This window comes from Peribacillus simplex NBRC 15720 = DSM 1321, from assembly GCF_002243645.1.
Classification (GTDB): Bacteria; Bacillota; Bacilli; order Bacillales; family DSM-1321; genus Peribacillus; species Peribacillus simplex.
Window position 1 is genome coordinate 3,922,325 of sequence record NZ_CP017704.1, and the last position, 18,154, is coordinate 3,940,478.

Here is an 18,154-nt window from a genome sequence, read left to right on the forward strand (position 1 = left end):
CTTTTATATAAAATAGGTATTGATAACGTAATATCAGGATGGTGTTTGTAATGTGGTGCCATATTCCTTTTCAAGTGGGACATTCCTATGAAACAAGTTTTAATCCCACTGCCGCGCCAAGGACCATGGCTATAAAAACGACCCTTCGCCAATCTTTGGATTCCCCGTATAAGAGCATCCCGATTATCGCTCCGCCTGATGCGCCGATCCCTGTCCAGATAGCATAAGCCGTCCCCATCGGCAAGGTTTGCATGGCAAAAGCAAGAAATAAGAAACTTGCTCCAAATCCGATGAATAACAGCAGCAAGGATTGCCAATTACGGTCTTTGTGCAATTTATTTATCATCGCAACCCCAAACATTTCAAATAGCCCCGCTAAGATTAAAGACACCCAAGCCATTAAGATTCATCCCCTTTCTCAGCCTTATCATCAGTCACTAGCTTCAAGCCGATCACCCCTGATAATAAGAGGAGGATCAATAGCGTTTTGCTTAGCTTGAAGGATTCCCCAAAGAAAATGATTTCGGAAAAAACGGTCCCGGCCGTACCCATACCGACAAACACGGCATATACCGTTCCGACAGGAAGCTTCCTGCCAGCCATTATCATCAAGTAAAAACTGATGATGATCGAAATGACCGTTCCAGACCAAGTCCAAAAGTCATCTGCATGTTTTAAGCCAATCACCCAAAATACTTCAAAAAAAGCTGCAATGAATACTTTAATCCAGTTTGTGCTCATGAAATATCGCACCTCCAATTTTATTCTTTACCAAAAAAACAAAAAAAGCCCAAGAGATAACCGTTAAACAGTTTCTCCCAGGCTTTTATCCTTCCGTGACACAGCTATGCTGTGAGTTTTCTCTCGGACCAGACCAGCAATAAGACGCACTGCGGAACCCTAGAAAACCTTTGACATATGCAATTACCTTTCATTATACATACTTTTTGAACTTACTCAAGGTAAAAGTTTAATGAAAAAAATGGATGGTGAGCTTTTTGCCACTTTAAAAAATCATCAATTAATCATGACCTGTCAATGGAAAAAAAGAACGTAGTCAGTTTCTGTTTTCGGGTCAAAAAAGCCCCGAAATCTTATCCAGGGCTTTTTTGACTTGCTTTAGGCACTCACTGTCCGTTTCCGGGATGAACCTTCTTTTTTATGAGATACATAGCTATGCAGGATCATTCCTATGATGACGATAAAGATGCCGAACCACGATAACGGAGTAGGGATCGGTAAAGATAGGAATAGCAATTCGCCGGCTAGGGCAAAAAGGACCTCCATCGATTGTGTAGCTTCAACTGAAGCTAATTTCTGCATATTTCCGCGTACCAAATCGGTCGCCATGAAAAAAAGGACCGTGGCAATGACTCCGGAAAATAGTGCGACCAAAAGGGATTGGAAACTCTGCATCTTCGTCGGCGCCCCTACTGTAAAGAAACCGTACAATGAAAGCAGAAACCAGAACGGCAGACTCGCCAAAGTCATTCCCAATACACGCTGGTAAGCATCCAAACGGCCTTCTGATACTTCCATCATTTTGCGATTTCCCAAAGGATATGCAAACGAGGCGATGACGATTGGAATCACACCCAACCAAAGATTGGCCATAGAAATGTGCTTGGTGTGTTCCAGTTGCATCAGGATGATTCCAAGCAAAATGATCATGGACATGAGGAGGCCCTTCACAGAAACCTTTCCTCTTTGCCTTTCGAGCCCATCTTTCGTTTGGACATTTTCAAAAAACAGCGGCGCAAGCAATGCACCCGAAATGATTGTGATTTGCCAAGTACCGGCGATTAGCCAGCCAGGTGAGTAGGCGGATGCAAAGCATAAAGGAGCATAAAATAACCCAAATCCGACAAAACTCCAAAGCAGCCAAGGACCCGGCTTCTCTCTCATCACGCGTAAAAGGGGACGCAGATTTTTTCTGCTTAATACGATACACAACAGAAAAGGCACCATAAAGATATAACGCAGCGAAGCACTCCATATCCAACTTCCGCCAGACAACTCCATGGCTTGATTTAAAACAAACGTAAATGCAAAAAAGAAAGCAGAACAAATACCTAATATAATCGGACGCAATTGACTCACCTCAATCTGTTTTATGAGTCAGTAAGACTCTCGAAGTATGGCAATCGTTTCGGCTTTCCGAAAGATTTTTCAGAAATATCCACTGTGTCAAAAGCAGAATGAATTTTCGAAATATTATAAGCGATCAATTTAAATTGTCCTTCAAAAGCAAAAGAAAATCAACAGGATTCTATTAGGCTAGTGAAATTCATTCTCCATCATTCGACATGGAATGATGGAGAATGGCTGTTGAAATTATATGAATACGTTTTCATTTCAATAATTAAATTAACAAAATGTGCCAATAAAAAAGCGGGAAACGTTGTTATGACGCGTGTTATGAAGGAATTACTAATATTTTATATAAAAATCATATAGAGGCAGATAATATACGAAGATACGAGAATTGACGAATATGGTAGGTAGTGGTATATTTATAGAAGTGCAAATAATGTCGAATGGTGACGAAATATATAGATGCAACATTCGCAAGAAAGTTAGTGGGGTAAATTAAATGAAATCTACAGGTATTGTACGTAAAGTTGACGAATTAGGACGGGTAGTCATTCCAATTGAACTACGCCGAACATTAGGAATTAATGAGAAAGACGCTCTGGAGATTTATGTAGAACAAGAGCGCATCATCCTTCAAAAATATAAACCAAACATGACATGTCAGGTTACAGGTGAAGTTTCCGATGACAATATGAAACTTGCTGACGGTAAATTAATACTTAGCCCTGAAGGTGCCGAACTTCTAATTAAAGAAATTCAAGCCAGCATGGAAACTGCTAAATAATTAATATACTAGATAAATAGCATCCAAGTGTAGGGAAGGTTTCCCTACACTTTTTTATATTAAATGGTGAAATAATAGAAATGGTTCAATTCACGGACGAAACCAAATTTTTCATAAAGTTTCTGTGCTTTTACATTATCCTTGCCTGTCTCCAGTGAAACCCCTTTGGCACCTGTTTCGCGTGCAAAAGTGATGGCCGCGTTCAATAACTCCTCGCCAAATCCCTTTTTGCGGGCGGACTCCCTCACAAATAAATCATTCAATACCCATGACCGCATCATACTCACAGATGAAAAAGAAGGGTATAATTGTACAAAACCAATAGGATTTCCTTCATCATAGGCCATAAAAACCACAGACTCCCCATTTGTCAGCCTTTCTCTTAAAAACTCCTTTGCGCGACCGGGATCGGATGTTTGCTCATAAAACACTCTGTATAAATCAAAAAGTTCGGTCAGTGATTCTAGCTCATGTAATGTAGCCTTCTGTATGCTCATAAATGGACCCCCAATTGTTAGAATACTCTTAATTTATCATTTAATTATGATATCCGACAAATTCAGGGCCTCATTTCCAACGCCAAAAATCAGGATGGAGCTCAAAATGCCACCATCCTGACTTTTTTCATCATGAAGAGGGCTATTAAACCCAAGTTAGTAAACTCTTGGATAATAAGCGTTTACTCGTAGAATGTAGCAGCAAACTCATGTGATATCAGCGTTTACTCGTGAGTTTGTAGCAAATACTCGTGAATTAAGTCGATTTACTCGTCAATGGAGCATTATCAAAAAATTGGGCATTAAAATCACAAATCAAAACTTCATTACTCGAGTGGTTTAGCTTCTAATCCGCCTGTGTTAAGGATGTGTACCTTTACGTTTATATCATGTATTGAATTTTTATCTAAATAATCTTTCGGCTCTTTTATATGATTCTTTTGCCAGTATTTTGTCTCTTTGATATAAAGGATTTTACCTAAGCTTAAAGGGTCTGCGTTCTTTTGAATCCCGGTTTCAAAGCTTGTTTGGATTTCTTTTTTTATTTCATTTTCGAATTTTTGTTTAATCTTTTCGATTTCCATTTGTGTATCTAGCCCCAGTATTTTACCCGATACGTCAACGGAAATATCGAACTTGTACTTTCCATCCTTGAAAACAGGTTTTACTTTAGAATGTGGATGGGAGAAAGAGGCATAGATGTCTTGCTTATTCATGTTAATGCTTACGGGAGTTTTGTTGGTCCTTTTAGTGAGCCAGCGTACACCGCTCAGTTCCTTTTCAGAGAACCAGGGTTGGGACACTTTATAGTAAATGACAAAAGCACCATCCATATAAAGGCTTTTTCGGTTTTTATCTTTTTCTTTCCATACTTTTTCGTTCCAAGTAATGGAAGGCAAGATGGTGGTGGATGCTTTTTCCCGTTGATTAGAATAATACCTTTGGACCGTAATGGGTTCAATGTATGATCTGTTTCGATAGACATCCTCTGGTAAATATAATGTCGTGTATAAAGGCGATAAATTAAAATAACCATTAATGGAGAAAAGCTCATCCAGGGAACTTTTTGTGGCGAAGATATTTGCTGAGTACCTAAGTAATTGGTTTCTGTAAATATAATCCACTATTTCTGTACTTTGCTGCTTCAAAACATTTTCACTGATTACAAATGTGGAAATATGCCCTATATAGAGAGCTTGTTGAGTATTTCGCATCAGTTGATTTACGGCAAGCGAAATGGAACGGGCTTTTTGTTTTCCAACATATACGGGCGGATTTTCAGTTGGCTTCGCTTCCGTTTTAGCTACAGCAGCAAAGTCTACAAGCTGCGCATAAACGATATATTCCCCATCTTTGTAATCAATGCCCATTGCCGTTATATAATGAAAGTCCTGTATCGTTTTTTCATCCCAGCAACCCGAAAGTAAAAGGATTAAAGGTATGGTCAACAATAGTTTACAAAAGCGGAACATGGCCTTACTGCTCCTTTCTGGTCTTATCATTAGCTGCCAATGATCGCTTGCTCATGGAATTCCATGGCCTTTTTATGAATGCATCCATGATTTTTGCGAACCTTGGTGGATTCAGTCCTCCAATATAGGGAACCCCGAATGATTCAAGTCTGGATAATAAAGTGACAATGGAAAGGAAACCGATTATCAAGCCGTAGATTCCGTAAATGCAGCTGAGCGCTAAAACTAACATACGCAGGATGGTGACGGCGCCTGTTAGTGACTGGTTTACAAGGGTATAAGATGCGACAGAAGTCACTGCAGTGACCACAAGCATGGTTTGTGAAGTCAGTCCTGCCCGTATCGCGGCATCACCGACAATGAGACCGCCTACAACTGCAACTGTCTGCCCAACCGCTTTAGGTAACCTGACTCCGGATTCACGGAATAGTTCAAATAAAATGAGCATGAGAATGAATTCCATGGTGGCGGATAAGGGAAGCCCGAGTCTTGAAAGGGTTATGGTGGCTAGTAACGGAAACGGTACCTGTTCAATGTTGAAAGCGGAAATGGATATCCAAAACCCAGGTAATAAAATGGTAATGCCAAGCCCCATAAAGCGAAGCAGTCGCTCCAGGCTTACAAATAGATAAGGGAGATTCGAATCCTCTGCGGTTTTTATTTGCAATAGTAATGTAGAAGGAGCCACGATTATTGTTGGCATACCGTCCACGATTAGAATGAATCTTCCTTGATTGAGTGCTTCCACTGCAAAATCAGGGCGACTTGTATAATGGGTGAGTGGAAATATACTGAATTTACTTTTTGTGATCAATTCTTCCAATTGTTGGCTGCTAACCAATATATCAATATCAATGGAGTTAATCTTGGATCTTACATGTTTAACCAGATCTTTATTGATGATGTCATCTATGTACATCAGTGCGACTTTCGTTTGACTGCGCTTGCCAACGATAAAGTCTTCATAGGCTAACGATTTTGTTTTTAGACGTTTTCTGATTAAGGCTGTATTTATGGATAAATCTTCGACAAACCCATCTCTTGGACCTCTTACCGAGACCTCGAAAGAAGACTCCTCAGGCTGCCGGTTCGGAACATTGGACAAATTTATTGAAAATAAATCTTGGTTCGACGGTATGAATAATAATGCATTCCCGGAGAAGATCAGCTGTTGGACACTAATGAATTCACTATCAATGGTCACTTTCGTCAAATCCACCAAGGGTTTTAGCTTGTTGATTGCCTCTTCCGCATCAATCCTCTCATCCAATTCCATCATTTTATTTAATTTTTCCAAAATTCCCTCGTTCAATAAACTGATATCGGCCATACCCGAGCAATAAAAAATAAGGGCAGGAATGAGCCTTTCTGTTTCTCCGATATAAATCGTGTCAAATATGATATCTGAACTTGAACGGAATAACTCCCGAAATGTCTCTTCCTTTAATTCAGGCAGGGCTGGTTCATTTTTGGATCGTTTCATTCTCATGTTTTTTACCCTCCTTAGAACTAATGAAAGTGCCGGTAAATAAGATGGTGGACAAAAGTAAAAGGAAATAAAAAGCGCCAGGGTAATAAAAAGTTTGAGTTACATGCAAGAACTTGAAATTACTGAAGGGTACGATGGAGATGACGACCATAAGAAAACCTACAGCGAAAAGGATTCCGAGCTTCATATTGTTCGTTTTTCCTTTAAAGACTTCCATTATTAAGAATAACGCTAGGGATACACGGATATAGGCTCCCGCAAGCCATTGATAAATGGAAAAGAAGTCTGTATGTTCGATATATTTACCAATTGTCAGCAACCGCCATTGTTCATAGGCGGGGTACCTCATGGCTTCGGCTAAGGTCGGCCCGAACTCAGCGATAGCAGCAGTTAGTGGGCCCATAAGTAGAAACACTAAACCGAGACATAAGAAAACCAATGCTTTCCGACTGAGCTTATCAGAAAGCTTTTCCTGAAAAAAAACGATTAAAATCAGTTCGGCAAGACCATAACCATAATAATGCAAAGCCTTAACGCCATGAAAATAGCCATTCTCGAAAAGGGGAAGGAGGTGGCTATAGTCTTTAGTCGGTATATTTCCGGTCGCAACAAAAATGCCAAGACCGACGACAATCGGCAATAATACAGAAGAGCAAATGGCGATGGAGCGCATACCTGAATGGGCTAGGAATATGCATAGCAGTGTAAACGGAATGATAATGGCCAAACTTGGGGTTTCAAACAGAAAGCTTGTAGTGATCCAATCTATCGTTTCCTTGGTGGTAGCCAATACAAGACTGATCAGATAAATCACTATAAAGAATAAAACGATATTTTTAATGTGTTTCCCAAATCTATTTTCAAGCCAATTAGTCAGGGATTGATTATTCATATTCTTGATTATCCTGGATAATATGTAGACCCAAATCGGTATCAATCCAATAGTTATGATAGAAAAAAACCAAGCATCCCTTCCGCCAGTGGATAGGAGGAAAGGGATCAACATAACGTGATTAAGAAGGCCGATTGATAAAAAGAAAATGCTAAGGGTTTGTATCGAACTGATTTTCTTCAAGATGATCCTATCCCCATTTCCATTGTGTAAAGATTGGATTGTTGTACATGCCATTCTTTTGTTATGGTTGCTAAATGTGGAAATAGTATACGTGCTTATGAGATGGATTAATATTCCTGGTGGTTAATGAAAACATGAGCAGGAGTGCAAAACAAAGAATTGCCGGTAAAAAGGATTTGTCTCAATTGATAAAGAATATATACTGGATGCTATTTTTATCGAACATCAAGGGGGAATGAAGATGGATTTAAGATACCCGGTTGGTAAATTTCAGTTTGACGGGGAAATTACTAATGGTGTGACCGAGGGATGGATCAGGGAGATTCAAGCTTTGCCTGGGATGCTGCAGGAGGCAGTGGGTAACATGGATGATGAACAGCTTGATACGGCTTATCGGCCTGGAGGATGGACGGTGCGCCAAGTGGTGCATCATGTTGCTGATAGTCATATGAATGTGTTCATTCGCTTTAAATTGGCCCTTACGGAAGAAAGTCCGGTCATTAAACCGTACGAGGAGGCGCAATGGGCAGAGCTGCCTGATTATGATTTGCCGATTGAAGTTTCTCTATCACTAATCGAAAGTGTACATATCCGAATGTGCAAACTTTTATCGGGTCTTCATGCAGACGACCTGAGCCGAACATTCATTCATCCTGATTCAGGAGTGGTGACTATCGGTGAAAATATAGGCATTTATGCATGGCACGGACGCCATCATCTGGCTCATATTACTTCTTTATCAAAGCGCCAGGGATGGTGAATATAACTATATCTCCTGAAGGTTGTGATCACTTTGAATGCTGAGGTGAAAGTCGAACAATTAACATCAATCGAATACCATCTTAATGAACTTTCCGACCTTTTGGTGCAAGTTGTGAATGATGGAGCGTCCATTGGTTTTTTACCTCCCATGAAACAGTCTGAGGCAATTGATTATTGGGGTAGTGCCCTAAATCCTGATGTGATTCTGTTTGTCGCGAAATTACAGGGTGAGATAGTCGGGAGCGTACAGTTACATTTATGTTCAAAGCAAAACGGCGGCCATCGTGCGGAAATAGCAAAATTAATGACGCATACTGGTTATAGACGAAAAGGCATAGGACGTTCACTCATGCTAGAGGCTGAGAAGAGGGCCAAGCAGGAGGGACGGATATTATTGGTCCTGGATACAAGGGAAGGGGATCCTTCTAACTCCTTGTATACTTCATTGGGATATATTCAGGCAGGAAGGATTCCTGATTATGCGAAATCGGCAAATGGTGAATTCCATCCGACCATTTTGTATTTTAAAAATAAGATCGGGTAATGAATCGAATAGGGGGAATCTAAGTGCAAGCTGTAATCAAAAAAGAAGGTAACGGGATTATCGCAAGATTCGATCGCCTGCTCAATCATTCAGTGGAAAAGGTATGGGGTGCTTTAACGGAGAATGATAAGTTGGAAAAGTGGATGTCCAATCTGGAAATAAAGGACCTTCGAAAAGACGGGAACATAAAATTCAATTTCAATGATGGGTCAGGGAAATCCTTTGATATGAAGATAAGGGATTTCCGGGAATCTGCCGTTTTAGACTTTGAATGGGGGGACGGCTGGGTTCGTTTCGAGGTATCCCCTGAAAAGGATGGATGCTCATTAGTATTGAAGGAATCCATCCAGCCTGTTAATGATCATACACCAAAGGATTTGGCAGGCTGGCATGTTTGCCTCGATATGTTAAGTAATTTACTTGATGGTCATCATCAGGACTTCCCAATGGGTGAATGGGAAAAATGGCATATGGAATATACGGCCGCAGTCAAACGAATGAATGGATGAATGGAATGCGGTGGATACATTAGACGGCCTAAAACCGAAGTGATGCTTCTGCTTTAAAGGAAGTTTTTTGTTGATATACCAGTTTGTGCCATGTTAATATGACTTTAACTTTTAAGAAATGGAGGTTTTCCTTGTGACATTTATCAGACTGCGTTTCCAATCTTTGAACCGCTAATTGAATACGTTCAAGGGCTCTGCATATCCGCAGGGTAAATGGGAATGGTCTGTCTATTTTTAAGGAAACCTTCATTTTACGCTTTTTTTGCTGTCCAGCTGAAGCCGCGGCAACCTTTGTGGCTCAAAGGTTTTCGCTAAACCAGTTAATCTTATAAATACGCATCCAAGGAGGTCATTTTGGATACGTGTAGAAGGTTGGACCCTCCGTAGCATGACCAAACGAAGGCCAGTGGGAGATTATTTTTATCGTGAAAATAATCATCCTCTCAGGTTTCTTTAGTTAGGTTCTGATCCATTTACTCTAAACACAGGCAGATAGCCTGTGTTTTTTTTAGGGCATTAAGAAAAAAATATTAAAATAGAATGAGGTGTATAAGAGATGAAATCATTAAATGAACAAGTAACGGACAATTGGAAAAAGAATATAACTCTTTTTCTAGGCAGTCAGACCATATCGCTCTTTGGTTCGTCCTTGGTTCAGTATGCCATCATGTGGTATATCACGTTGAATACACAGTCGGGTGTCATGATGACGATATCCATCGTTTGTGGTTTCGTGCCTACCTTTATACTCTCCCCAATCGCGGGGGTATGGGCAGACCGCTATAATCGGAAGATGCTGATCATCCTTTCGGATTCATTGATTGCCATTTCAACGCTGATATTGGCCATCTTGTTTTTAATCGGCTACGATGAGCTTTGGCTGCTTTTCGTCATGTCCGCTGTCCGGGCGATCGGAACTGGAATCCAGACTCCTGCAGTTGGGGCCATTCTTCCGCAGCTTGTGCCAGAAGATAAACTTACGAAGGTGAACGGGACAAATGGAAGCATTCAAGCGCTAGTGATGCTCGTTTCCCCCATGGTGAGCGGCGCGCTGCTTACGATGGCTTCAATCGAAACCATTTTCTTCATTGATGTGATTACAGCTGCAATTGCCATCTTCACATTGCTGGCATTTTTGAAAATTCCAGCACATGCGAAGGCATTAAAAGAGCAAACAACCAGCTATTTCGCCGATTTGCAAGAAGGATTCAGCTATATCAAGAATCACGACTTTCTTAAGAAGTTCTTTATGTTTTTCGCATTTTTCTTCGTGCTTGCCGCACCTGTTGCATTTCTTACACCGCTTCAGGTCACACGCTCTTTCGGGAATGATGTTTGGCGGTTGACTGCGATAGAAATCACTTTTGCCATCGGTATGATGCTAGGTGGGATTTTCATGGCTTCCTGGGGAGGCTTTAAAAACAAGATCCATACGATGACACTTGCGAGCCTTATAATTGGTGCCTGTACTTTCGCTCTTGGAATCATCCCCGTTTTCTGGATTTACTTGATCATCATGGGGGTAGTCGGGGTGGCGATGCCGATCTTTAATACGCCGTCCACGGTCTTGTTACAGGAGAAGGTCAATGGTGATCTTCTCGGTAGGGTATTTGGTGTTTTAGGGATGATTTCGACTTCGATGATGCCGCTGGGAATGCTTGTATTTGGACCGATATCCGACATCATTAAAATAGAATGGCTGCTTATAGGAACTGGTTTATTGCTGTTCATTCAAGGTTTTTTCCTACTGGGCAGCAAAGTGTTGATCGAAGCCGGAAAACCGATCTCGAAAGATGCCCCCGAGTAATGGTACACAGAACGCCCATGTAAAGATGAAGGACTGGAGCCTGGGCGGTGTTCCGGCTGATATGGATATTATGAATATTAAAGGATATTGGATATTTGGCAGCCCTCCAGTTATTTATTTTTGTAAAATGGTAATACCATGAAGGTCATCATAGATTAGCTAAGGAGGAAAAGATGGAATTTTTGGGAAAAGTATTTAAATGGATGGTAGTTATCGGAATGATTCTACTGTTAGGACGACTGCTTACGATGGCATTTTTATTTCTGGATATTCCATTTACGACCTTTTTTAAGGACTACAGTCTCATTTCGATCATCATTTTAATAATAGGTGCAATTGGTCAGCAATTCACCAAGCCGGATAAAAAGTAAAATGAGTTATCACCTTACCTTTTTCATGGAAATGATCAGCTTCGAATCAAAAAGACCGACATATTCTATTGTCGATCTACAGTTTTTTATATTTAAAAAACGTTCCAGTTGATTTCAGAAATCCGCACCCTTTCCGCCGGCTGCCTGCCAAGCCTCATCAAAGCAAGCGTCTGTGGGGTCTCGGTTAGCCAGTTATTCGGCAGGAGTGTTGCAAATTTCTTCAATCTAGTGAGGGTTTAAAAAACATGAAGGATAAACAAGTCTTCTTTTAAAACCATGGTTCGGGATGAAACCAATCCTATCCTCCTATTGCAATGAACTTTTCAATATACAAAGCAGCTTACACAGTTAATAAATGATTTGGAGCATACGCTGGGGGAATTCCAGATAAAGAATTAAAGGAACGGGGGAGGCCACTAAGTGGTTTCCCCTTTTGGTTGTATAGCCATTTTACCATTCTGCAGGCACTTGACCTTGATTCGTTTAACGGGGCATCTCTCTATTAGAGGACAAAATCACATAGAAGTACAAAAGTACAATTTAGAGGGGCTGGTCAAGTATCCATGCCTTTTTTACAAAGGGGAATAATATATAGGAATCGGACAAGTAGGGTCCAATGGCTCAAGGCCAAAAGCAGGACTATTTTTGTTGTCATACCAATAACGACGATGGTGACACTGCTCCACCAGTAATGCAATCGCATCACTCATCACTCATCACTATCTCCTCATTTTCCATTGATGCATATCCAAGATTTAATCTGAGATAGATTACTAGATTAAAAATCCTATGGTGCCTACCAAGATGATGTAAACATGGTGTCCATAAAAGGCGGAAAACAACTTGGTTGAGTTAACGACAGCCAATAGATAAAGTGTTTTTGAAGCTTTCACATAGTAAAACGGTGTATATGCCATAGATTCATAGAAACGAGGGGAAGGCCATTTATGCTTTCCCCTTATTTACTTCTGCTAGATGATGAGTGATACCAATGGATTCGGGTTCCTGATCAAAAATCCATCGCCTTCGTAATCAATTTCCGTTTGATCTGTAAAATGGGAGTCCGATGGGTCAATCAACATTTTTATATCATGTAAAACGAGTATTTCCTCGTGCTCTTTTTTAGAGATTGCCAAGCTTAATGTATAGTTCATCTGGTTACAGCAAGGTCTGTTTATGCCAAACCTCAAATACGATTCCCCTCCCAAACTATGCTGCATATTTTTAATTGCCTGTTGGGCTTTCTCTGTCATTTTTATCAAAATGTTCACTCCTATATCGTTAACCTCTTCATAAATAGGGCAAGCCGTATATGCACGACTTTATCATGACCAGGATTCCTATAATCTAACTTTACCCATTTTGCATAAAAAAATAAAACCCTTTAGGAATTCTTCGATTTCCAACTTATCTCGATGAGGTGAAATTTTACAGTATAGGAATATTGATTTATTTATAAAGTGCTTCAATGAAAGTGACCGAATTTTTTTGTAAAAAATAGGCTAAAGGTTTCGTTTGGTTCGACGATGATATTGTTGAGATGAGCAATAAGACATTATTTTAGGTGAATGATAGGATAAAAGATTTATATGAAAGTTGTTCGGCTTCATATGATGGAATACATCGTAAATTTAAAATATTTCAGCGTATAAAGGAAGGGTTAAAATGTTTAATGGAAAAATAAGCTGTATGATATTTACTTTGGTATTTATGATTAGTTTCACTTTTTTACCTAGCATAAAGGCCGAGGCTGCAGATCCTGTGCATACTGTAATATCTGGCGAAACGGTAGATTCGATTGCCAAGACATATGATATATCGGCTGAGCAATTAATGAAAACGAATGGTTTACCGGATGATAAGTTATTTGCGGGCCAAAAGTTGGCAATCATTCAGACGGCGTATACTCCTTCCATCTATCAATGGTCAGAGAGAGGAAAAAAAATTGCGAACTATGCGAAATCTTTTATGGGGTTTAAAAAGACAGCTGGTGAGGAGACGCCTGAAAAAGGGTTTGATTCGAGCGGATTGATTCATTGGGTGCTTTCCCAGCAAAATGTGCCGGTCGACCGTTTGACAGTGGATGGTTTTTATAAGCAAGGGATGGATACAGCCACTCCGAAAACTGGGGATATTATATTCTTTCTGGAAAAAGACAGCTTAAAAGTCATGACTGCGGGTATTTATATTGGCAAAAACCAATTTGTCAATTCTGGATATGGTGCAGAAACGGTTCAGGTGAGATCCACTACAGAAGATTACTTTGCAAAATACCAAGTGGCGTACAAAACATACACGCCTAAAGGAGAGCATATCGTCCAAACGGGAGAAACGCTTAATAGTATATCGGAGAATTACAGCATTTCCATGAGTGCGATCAAAAGTCGTAACGCGTTAAGTACGGATGAGTTGATGCAAGGGCAGTATCTTCAACTATACAGCAACCCGTTATATCCGTTTTATGTAAACCAGGAGGCTGCATATGATAAAGCATATGATGTCATCAAGTATGCATACACTTTACGCGGATTCACCTATGTTTTTGGGGGAGAAGATCCGATGATCGGAATGGATTGCAGCGGCTTCATTTATTGGGTCATGAAGGAGCAGGGCCTTTCAGTAAAACGAGATTCCGCAGCGGATTACTTCTCATTGGTGCCCAAAATCGAAAATCCAAAGGCTGGGGATTTAGTGTTTTTTAGCGACACAGGAACAAGGCTAGGTGTGACCCATGTAGGTATTTATCTAGGTGATGGCCGTTTTCTCAATACAACGGAAAACACCGGCGTTCATATCTCCAATCTTTCGTCAGGTTATTTTGCCGAGAAATTCGAAAGCTTCGGTCAAGTTGAAAGCCTCATGGACTAAGAAGCTTATTCAACCTGTTTATATTCAAGAGTCGCTTTTTCAATGGCAGTAACGAACCGTTTAAAAAGATCACAGTGATTGATCCTGTTCTTACTGGTAAAGTCATCACCTTTGAAAAAGCTTTTTCTAAGCTTTGTGGAAAGTTCCAATTGCACGCCTGCACCCGTTTTGGATGTGTTGGTGATGTTGTATCCGCTCATGCCTGAAAGGTGCTGCGGTGCATGATCAGTTTGAAATCCAGCTTTGTTGAGGCATTGCTGAATAAGGTACTTATAGGGTTCGTTCCTTCCGCCAATGTAAACCAGCGCATTATGTACGTCGTAGTGGCCATGGATCGAAAGGATGGTCTGAGCGTTCGCTGTCATTGAAACGCCGCCCGGTTCATTGAATAAGGGGGATGTTATATGGAGGACCTGGTTGCCCCTTGGTTTTAGGCCTTCGAATAGATAGGTGCTTGCACAAAGTCTCTCTCCAAGTGCGGCTGCAACTTCGCTCGTACCTGGTTCGATATTCCCGCCATGTATGGCTAGAACTGCGATATCAGGATTCCTGTGATGAACGATGATGCGGTAATCGAGGTCTTCTTGTTCATTTTGCTGCAGTTCAATAAAATCGATATAGCTATTTTCACTCATGGTTATCCTCCGTATCTATAGCGTATTTCATCTTCCATATCCGTTGACGGCAAAAATAAAAAAAGCGGGGATGCCCCAGCTTTTTTTATTTTTCGACAGTCGTATATTGTTCTATTTTCTTTTGCTCGTCGGGTGTTAAAGTTTCTGTCCGTTTAAATGTATTCATGGTCACAAGCAGGGCTGTTATTAGAACAACGGGTATAACCCAGCTTGTTATTTTTTTTACGGTATTCATATTCTAAGTCCCCTTATACATCGCTAGAATTCTTATGATTTTTTTTAGAAAAGGAGGGGTTGGATTGCACTTTTATTGCTGAGCTTTCCAGCTTCCATTTCTTCTTTTATCCCCAGCTCCGGATATTTGTCCATTTTTCTCATTTTTAACGAGTACTTGAACCCCACCATAATACATGGGGGAAATCTTCTGAATGACTTCATATCCTGAATCTTCCAAGTTGGATATTATTTCATCCGAAAGCCTGGATTCTGTATAAATTTTCTTTCCATCAAAGACGAACCGATTACGGTCGACGATATCCTGAAATGGGCCTTCATTCTCTGTATAAGAATATAGGACCTGCATCAATACTTGCGGAATCCTATCACCGCCTGGTGAGCCGATCCCAATCGATTCCTTCCCTGGTTTCTTGAGAATGGTCGGAGCGGTGAAAGTTCTTGACCGTTTATATGCCTCTTGAGAGTTCAAACCGGACCGGAAATTTTTCAATTGATCGTTAAGGAAAAAACCATTCGTATAGTCACCAGATCCGAAAAAGTTGCTGAGCGTATTTGTTGCGGAAACGACAGTGCCATACTTGTCCATGATCACAAAGTGTGTCGTACTTTCATGTTCTTCGGAATCATTCGATTCTTTATTTTCCCAATTATCACTTTTGATCTTACTTTTAAGATTGTTCAAGTGAATGGGGGAGAGCAATTGTTCCGCCTTAGAGTGGCTTATCCCATCCCCAATATGGGCGGACCGATCTTGATAGGCTGTATTTGAGATGCCCCCCAGGACTTTCAAATAAGCTGATTTACTTGAAGATTCACCGAGGTTCGTTTCCTCGGCGAGCCTCAACATTTCAAGAACTGTAATCCCGGAAAAGGGCGGAGGGGCGGTTAAAACGTCATAACCGGCAAATGTTCCTTGAACCGGCTTACGTTCTTTCACCTCATAGCGCTTTAAATCCTTCAAGTCGATGTCTGTTTCTCTTTTAATATCCCGTGCAATTTCCCCTTTATAAAAACCATCAGGACCTTCCTTCTGAACTAGCTTCAATGTTTCAGCAAGGTTTTCTTGAATGAGGGTTTTGCCTGGTTCAATGGCATCGCCATCAGGATAAAATAATGATGTATCGGAAGATAACCTTGGTTGAGCTGCGGCTAAGCGCGAAGATAAAATCTCATCCACTTTAAAACCGCCTTCAGCCAAATCAATCGCCGGCTGAAGAAGATCCTCCATCGGTACGCTCCCATACTTATCATGGATAACCTGCATGCCGGCCACTAAACCAGGAATCCCCGTATCGTGTCTTGAACTTGGGTCTTCCGGAGAAGATTCACGATAATCGATAAAATTGGGATCGCCGGATTCCGGGTCAATCAGCATACCGCCTCCGCCACCCACGCCAGATCCATAGGGTTCGACTACACCTAATACATAGGATACCGCAATGGCGGCATCCGCCGCCGTACCGCCGTTATCCAATATATCCATCCCGACATCTATTGCGATTGGGTTTGAAGAACTGACCCCATATGATTGTGCGCTTTTACTATCTATCGGTTCATTAGTGTCAGAAATAGGGGGTGTCTTCGAACATCCAGCAATATAAATGAGCATGCTAAGGGAAATGAGCACTTTTCTCGTCATACGGTTAATCATCGGTTGGTCCCCCTTTTCGTTGAACTTCTAAGTTGTGTGTCTTTTTTCTTTACGTAGTAGTACAAAGCGTTCCTTACTGAATGGGTTGCATGTCCTGTTGTTTAGCTTGTGCTGCTTTTTTCTCTTGTGCAGCTTTCTTTTCCATTGCTTCTTTCGCTGCTTTCGCTGCTTTTTCTTCTTGCTCACGTTGTGCTTTATGGTCGATTATCTTCTTGTGATCCAAGGTAATCTCGATACGATCCTCTTTTTTCGACCATTGGGCTTTTTCACTCGTTTCCTTCGTCAACTGACGGTAAACACGTGATTTGTCGATTGAAGAGGTAGCTGGCCTTGGTGTTGCTTCTTCAATTTGCAGTGGAACGACATCGATTGTAGCTTTTCCGTCTTCCGCTAAATGGTATTGAACCATGGCTGAATCCTTTGTGCGTGTCCAGCCTTGATCGAATATGAAATTTCCTAAGCTATAGAAAATGATTCCATCTTTATACACATCAAACGATTGAAGCACGTGGGGGTGATGGCCGATGATGATGTCAGCTCCAGCATCGATGATAGCTTTAGCCAAGTCTTTTTGACGGGCGGTTGTAGATGTTGAATACTCTTGTCCCCAGTGCATATTCACCACAACCAAGTCTGCGTTGCCTTGCTTGGCATCCCTTGCTTTGCCGATCATTTCAAATAATAAATCAGGGTTGGAGTTCAATAGTCCGGCTTTATCAGTTTTTGACACGGCATCCTTACCGTAAACATCCGTGAAGCCAAGTGTTGCGACACGTACGCCATTAACATCTGCATAGTCGATGCTATTTTTAGCTTCCGTAGTGTTCGATCCAACACCGACATAGTGCATATCCGTACTTTTGAATTCATCAATCGTGTCAAGAAGTCCTTGTTCTTCATAGTCCATCATATGGTTATTGGCCAAAGACATCACAGAGAAGCCAGCATCTTTAACGGCTTGAACACCACTAGTATTGGAGTTTAACCGGATGGGAGTATCTGCTCCCTTATAGTTAGATACCTCTTCTTTTAAAGCGGTATGTTCATAATTCCCACTGACATAGTCTGAAGTGGAAAAATAGGGCTGCATATAACGGAAGAGGTATTCATATCCGTGCTTATCCGTCACTTCTTTAACATACCGTCCCATCATCACATCACCGACCATTGTCATCGTAAATGGTTGATCGGATTTTGAAGCAGTTGTTTTCACTTCCTCAGCCCGTCCCATCCAAGTGGTAATGACTAAAGCGATTAGTAATATAGGTAGTATGATTCCAGTGTATTTAAGATTCTTTTTCTTCGTGCGTTTAATAAAGATAAGTGTTTTTTCTTTTGCATTTAAAGTCCGTTTCATTT

Annotated in this window: 19 protein-coding genes and 1 riboswitch; of the genes, 7 read left to right on the top strand and 12 right to left on the bottom strand. The window is 40.9% G+C overall.

The features are described from left to right. Positions 1 to 85: 85 nt before the first annotated feature. The 3 genes from BS1321_RS18920 to BS1321_RS18930 all read right to left on the bottom strand — a co-directional run bounded on the left by BS1321_RS18920 (position 86) and on the right by BS1321_RS18930 (position 2,091). On the bottom strand, positions 86 to 400 hold the full coding sequence (locus BS1321_RS18920; RefSeq protein ID WP_063232560.1) for a DMT family transporter: 315 nt from the start codon (positions 398 to 400) through the stop codon (positions 86 to 88). Further along, the gene (locus BS1321_RS18925) at positions 400 to 741 is read right to left on the bottom strand and encodes a DMT family transporter (RefSeq protein WP_063232562.1); all 342 of its coding nucleotides are present in this window, start codon (positions 739 to 741) and stop codon (positions 400 to 402) included. The genes BS1321_RS18920 and BS1321_RS18925 overlap by 1 nt, the downstream gene beginning before the upstream one ends. A gap of 72 nt (positions 742 to 813) precedes the next feature. After that, a riboswitch (guanidine-I (ykkC/yxkD leader) is annotated at positions 814 to 915 on the bottom strand. A 204-nt stretch (positions 916 to 1,119) separates the two neighbouring features. Further along, a complete protein-coding gene (locus tag BS1321_RS18930) occupies positions 1,120 to 2,091 on the bottom strand; it encodes a DMT family transporter (RefSeq protein WP_063232564.1) in 972 nt (323 codons plus the stop codon). Between the two features lie 502 nt (positions 2,092 to 2,593). Between BS1321_RS18930 and BS1321_RS18935 the strand changes: the two genes are divergently transcribed. Further along, positions 2,594 to 2,878 (top strand): transition state genes transcriptional regulator AbrB, encoded by a 285-nt coding sequence (locus tag BS1321_RS18935; RefSeq protein WP_053536026.1) that lies wholly within the window; start codon positions 2,594 to 2,596, stop codon positions 2,876 to 2,878. 59 nt (positions 2,879 to 2,937) lie between these two features. Here the strand turns inward: BS1321_RS18935 and BS1321_RS18940 are convergent, their stop codons facing one another. The 4 genes from BS1321_RS18940 to BS1321_RS18955 all read right to left on the bottom strand — a co-directional run bounded on the left by BS1321_RS18940 (position 2,938) and on the right by BS1321_RS18955 (position 7,411). Next, positions 2,938 to 3,375 (bottom strand): GNAT family N-acetyltransferase, encoded by a 438-nt coding sequence (locus tag BS1321_RS18940; RefSeq protein ID WP_063232566.1) that lies wholly within the window; start codon positions 3,373 to 3,375, stop codon positions 2,938 to 2,940. Between the two features lie 326 nt (positions 3,376 to 3,701). Continuing rightward, positions 3,702 to 4,847, bottom strand: a complete 1,146-nt coding sequence (locus BS1321_RS18945) for a Ger(x)C family spore germination protein (protein WP_063232568.1) — start codon at positions 4,845 to 4,847, stop codon at positions 3,702 to 3,704. Positions 4,848 to 4,851: 4 nt separating this feature from the next. Continuing rightward, positions 4,852 to 6,336, bottom strand: a complete 1,485-nt coding sequence (locus BS1321_RS18950) for a spore germination protein (RefSeq protein ID WP_063232570.1) — start codon at positions 6,334 to 6,336, stop codon at positions 4,852 to 4,854. Next, positions 6,311 to 7,411, bottom strand: a complete 1,101-nt coding sequence (locus BS1321_RS18955; RefSeq protein ID WP_063232572.1) for a GerAB/ArcD/ProY family transporter — start codon at positions 7,409 to 7,411, stop codon at positions 6,311 to 6,313. Before BS1321_RS18955 ends, BS1321_RS18950 begins: the two co-directional genes overlap by 26 nt. 241 nt (positions 7,412 to 7,652) lie before the next feature. Between BS1321_RS18955 and BS1321_RS18960 the strand changes: the two genes are divergently transcribed. The 5 genes from BS1321_RS18960 to BS1321_RS18980 all read left to right on the top strand — a co-directional run bounded on the left by BS1321_RS18960 (position 7,653) and on the right by BS1321_RS18980 (position 11,404). After that, positions 7,653 to 8,171, top strand: a complete 519-nt coding sequence (locus tag BS1321_RS18960; RefSeq protein ID WP_081112868.1) for a YfiT family bacillithiol transferase — start codon at positions 7,653 to 7,655, stop codon at positions 8,169 to 8,171. A 33-nt stretch (positions 8,172 to 8,204) separates the two neighbouring features. Next, positions 8,205 to 8,717 carry a GNAT family N-acetyltransferase gene (locus tag BS1321_RS18965; RefSeq protein WP_063232574.1) on the top strand — a complete coding sequence of 171 codons (513 nt, stop codon included), beginning with the start codon at positions 8,205 to 8,207 and terminating at the stop codon, positions 8,715 to 8,717. A 23-nt stretch (positions 8,718 to 8,740) separates the two neighbouring features. Then, positions 8,741 to 9,226 carry an SRPBCC family protein gene (locus BS1321_RS18970; RefSeq protein ID WP_063232575.1) on the top strand — a complete coding sequence of 162 codons (486 nt, stop codon included), beginning with the start codon at positions 8,741 to 8,743 and terminating at the stop codon, positions 9,224 to 9,226. Positions 9,227 to 9,782: 556 nt separating this feature from the next. Further along, the gene (locus BS1321_RS18975; protein ID WP_063232576.1) at positions 9,783 to 11,033 is read left to right on the top strand and encodes an MFS transporter; all 1,251 of its coding nucleotides are present in this window, start codon (positions 9,783 to 9,785) and stop codon (positions 11,031 to 11,033) included. Positions 11,034 to 11,206: 173 nt separating this feature from the next. Beyond that, on the top strand, positions 11,207 to 11,404 hold the full coding sequence (locus tag BS1321_RS18980; protein WP_063232577.1) for a hypothetical protein: 198 nt from the start codon (positions 11,207 to 11,209) through the stop codon (positions 11,402 to 11,404). A 971-nt stretch (positions 11,405 to 12,375) separates the two neighbouring features. Here the strand turns inward: BS1321_RS18980 and BS1321_RS18985 are convergent. Continuing rightward, positions 12,376 to 12,657 (bottom strand): HesB/IscA family protein, encoded by a 282-nt coding sequence (locus tag BS1321_RS18985; protein ID WP_232522818.1) that lies wholly within the window; start codon positions 12,655 to 12,657, stop codon positions 12,376 to 12,378. Positions 12,658 to 13,069: 412 nt separating this feature from the next. Between BS1321_RS18985 and BS1321_RS18990 the strand changes: the two genes are divergently transcribed. After that, complete coding sequence (locus BS1321_RS18990) at positions 13,070 to 14,272, top strand: C40 family peptidase (RefSeq protein WP_063232579.1); 1,203 nt, start codon at positions 13,070 to 13,072, stop codon at positions 14,270 to 14,272. A 5-nt stretch (positions 14,273 to 14,277) separates the two neighbouring features. Here BS1321_RS18990 and BS1321_RS18995 read toward each other — a convergent pair whose 3' ends face one another. The 4 genes from BS1321_RS18995 to BS1321_RS19005 form a co-directional block, all read right to left on the bottom strand. Next, a complete protein-coding gene (locus BS1321_RS18995) occupies positions 14,278 to 14,907 on the bottom strand; it encodes a poly-gamma-glutamate hydrolase family protein (protein ID WP_063232580.1) in 630 nt (209 codons plus the stop codon). An 85-nt stretch (positions 14,908 to 14,992) separates the two neighbouring features. After that, positions 14,993 to 15,142, bottom strand: coding sequence for a CapE family protein (locus BS1321_RS27900; protein WP_169803974.1), 150 nt, complete (start codon positions 15,140 to 15,142; stop codon positions 14,993 to 14,995). A gap of 72 nt (positions 15,143 to 15,214) precedes the next feature. Then, on the bottom strand, positions 15,215 to 16,795 hold the full coding sequence (locus tag BS1321_RS19000) for a gamma-glutamyltransferase family protein (RefSeq protein WP_230161680.1): 1,581 nt from the start codon (positions 16,793 to 16,795) through the stop codon (positions 15,215 to 15,217). A gap of 73 nt (positions 16,796 to 16,868) precedes the next feature. Beyond that, the gene (locus BS1321_RS19005; RefSeq protein WP_063232581.1) at positions 16,869 to 18,152 is read right to left on the bottom strand and encodes a CapA family protein; all 1,284 of its coding nucleotides are present in this window, start codon (positions 18,150 to 18,152) and stop codon (positions 16,869 to 16,871) included. Positions 18,153 to 18,154: the final 2 nt, after the last annotated feature.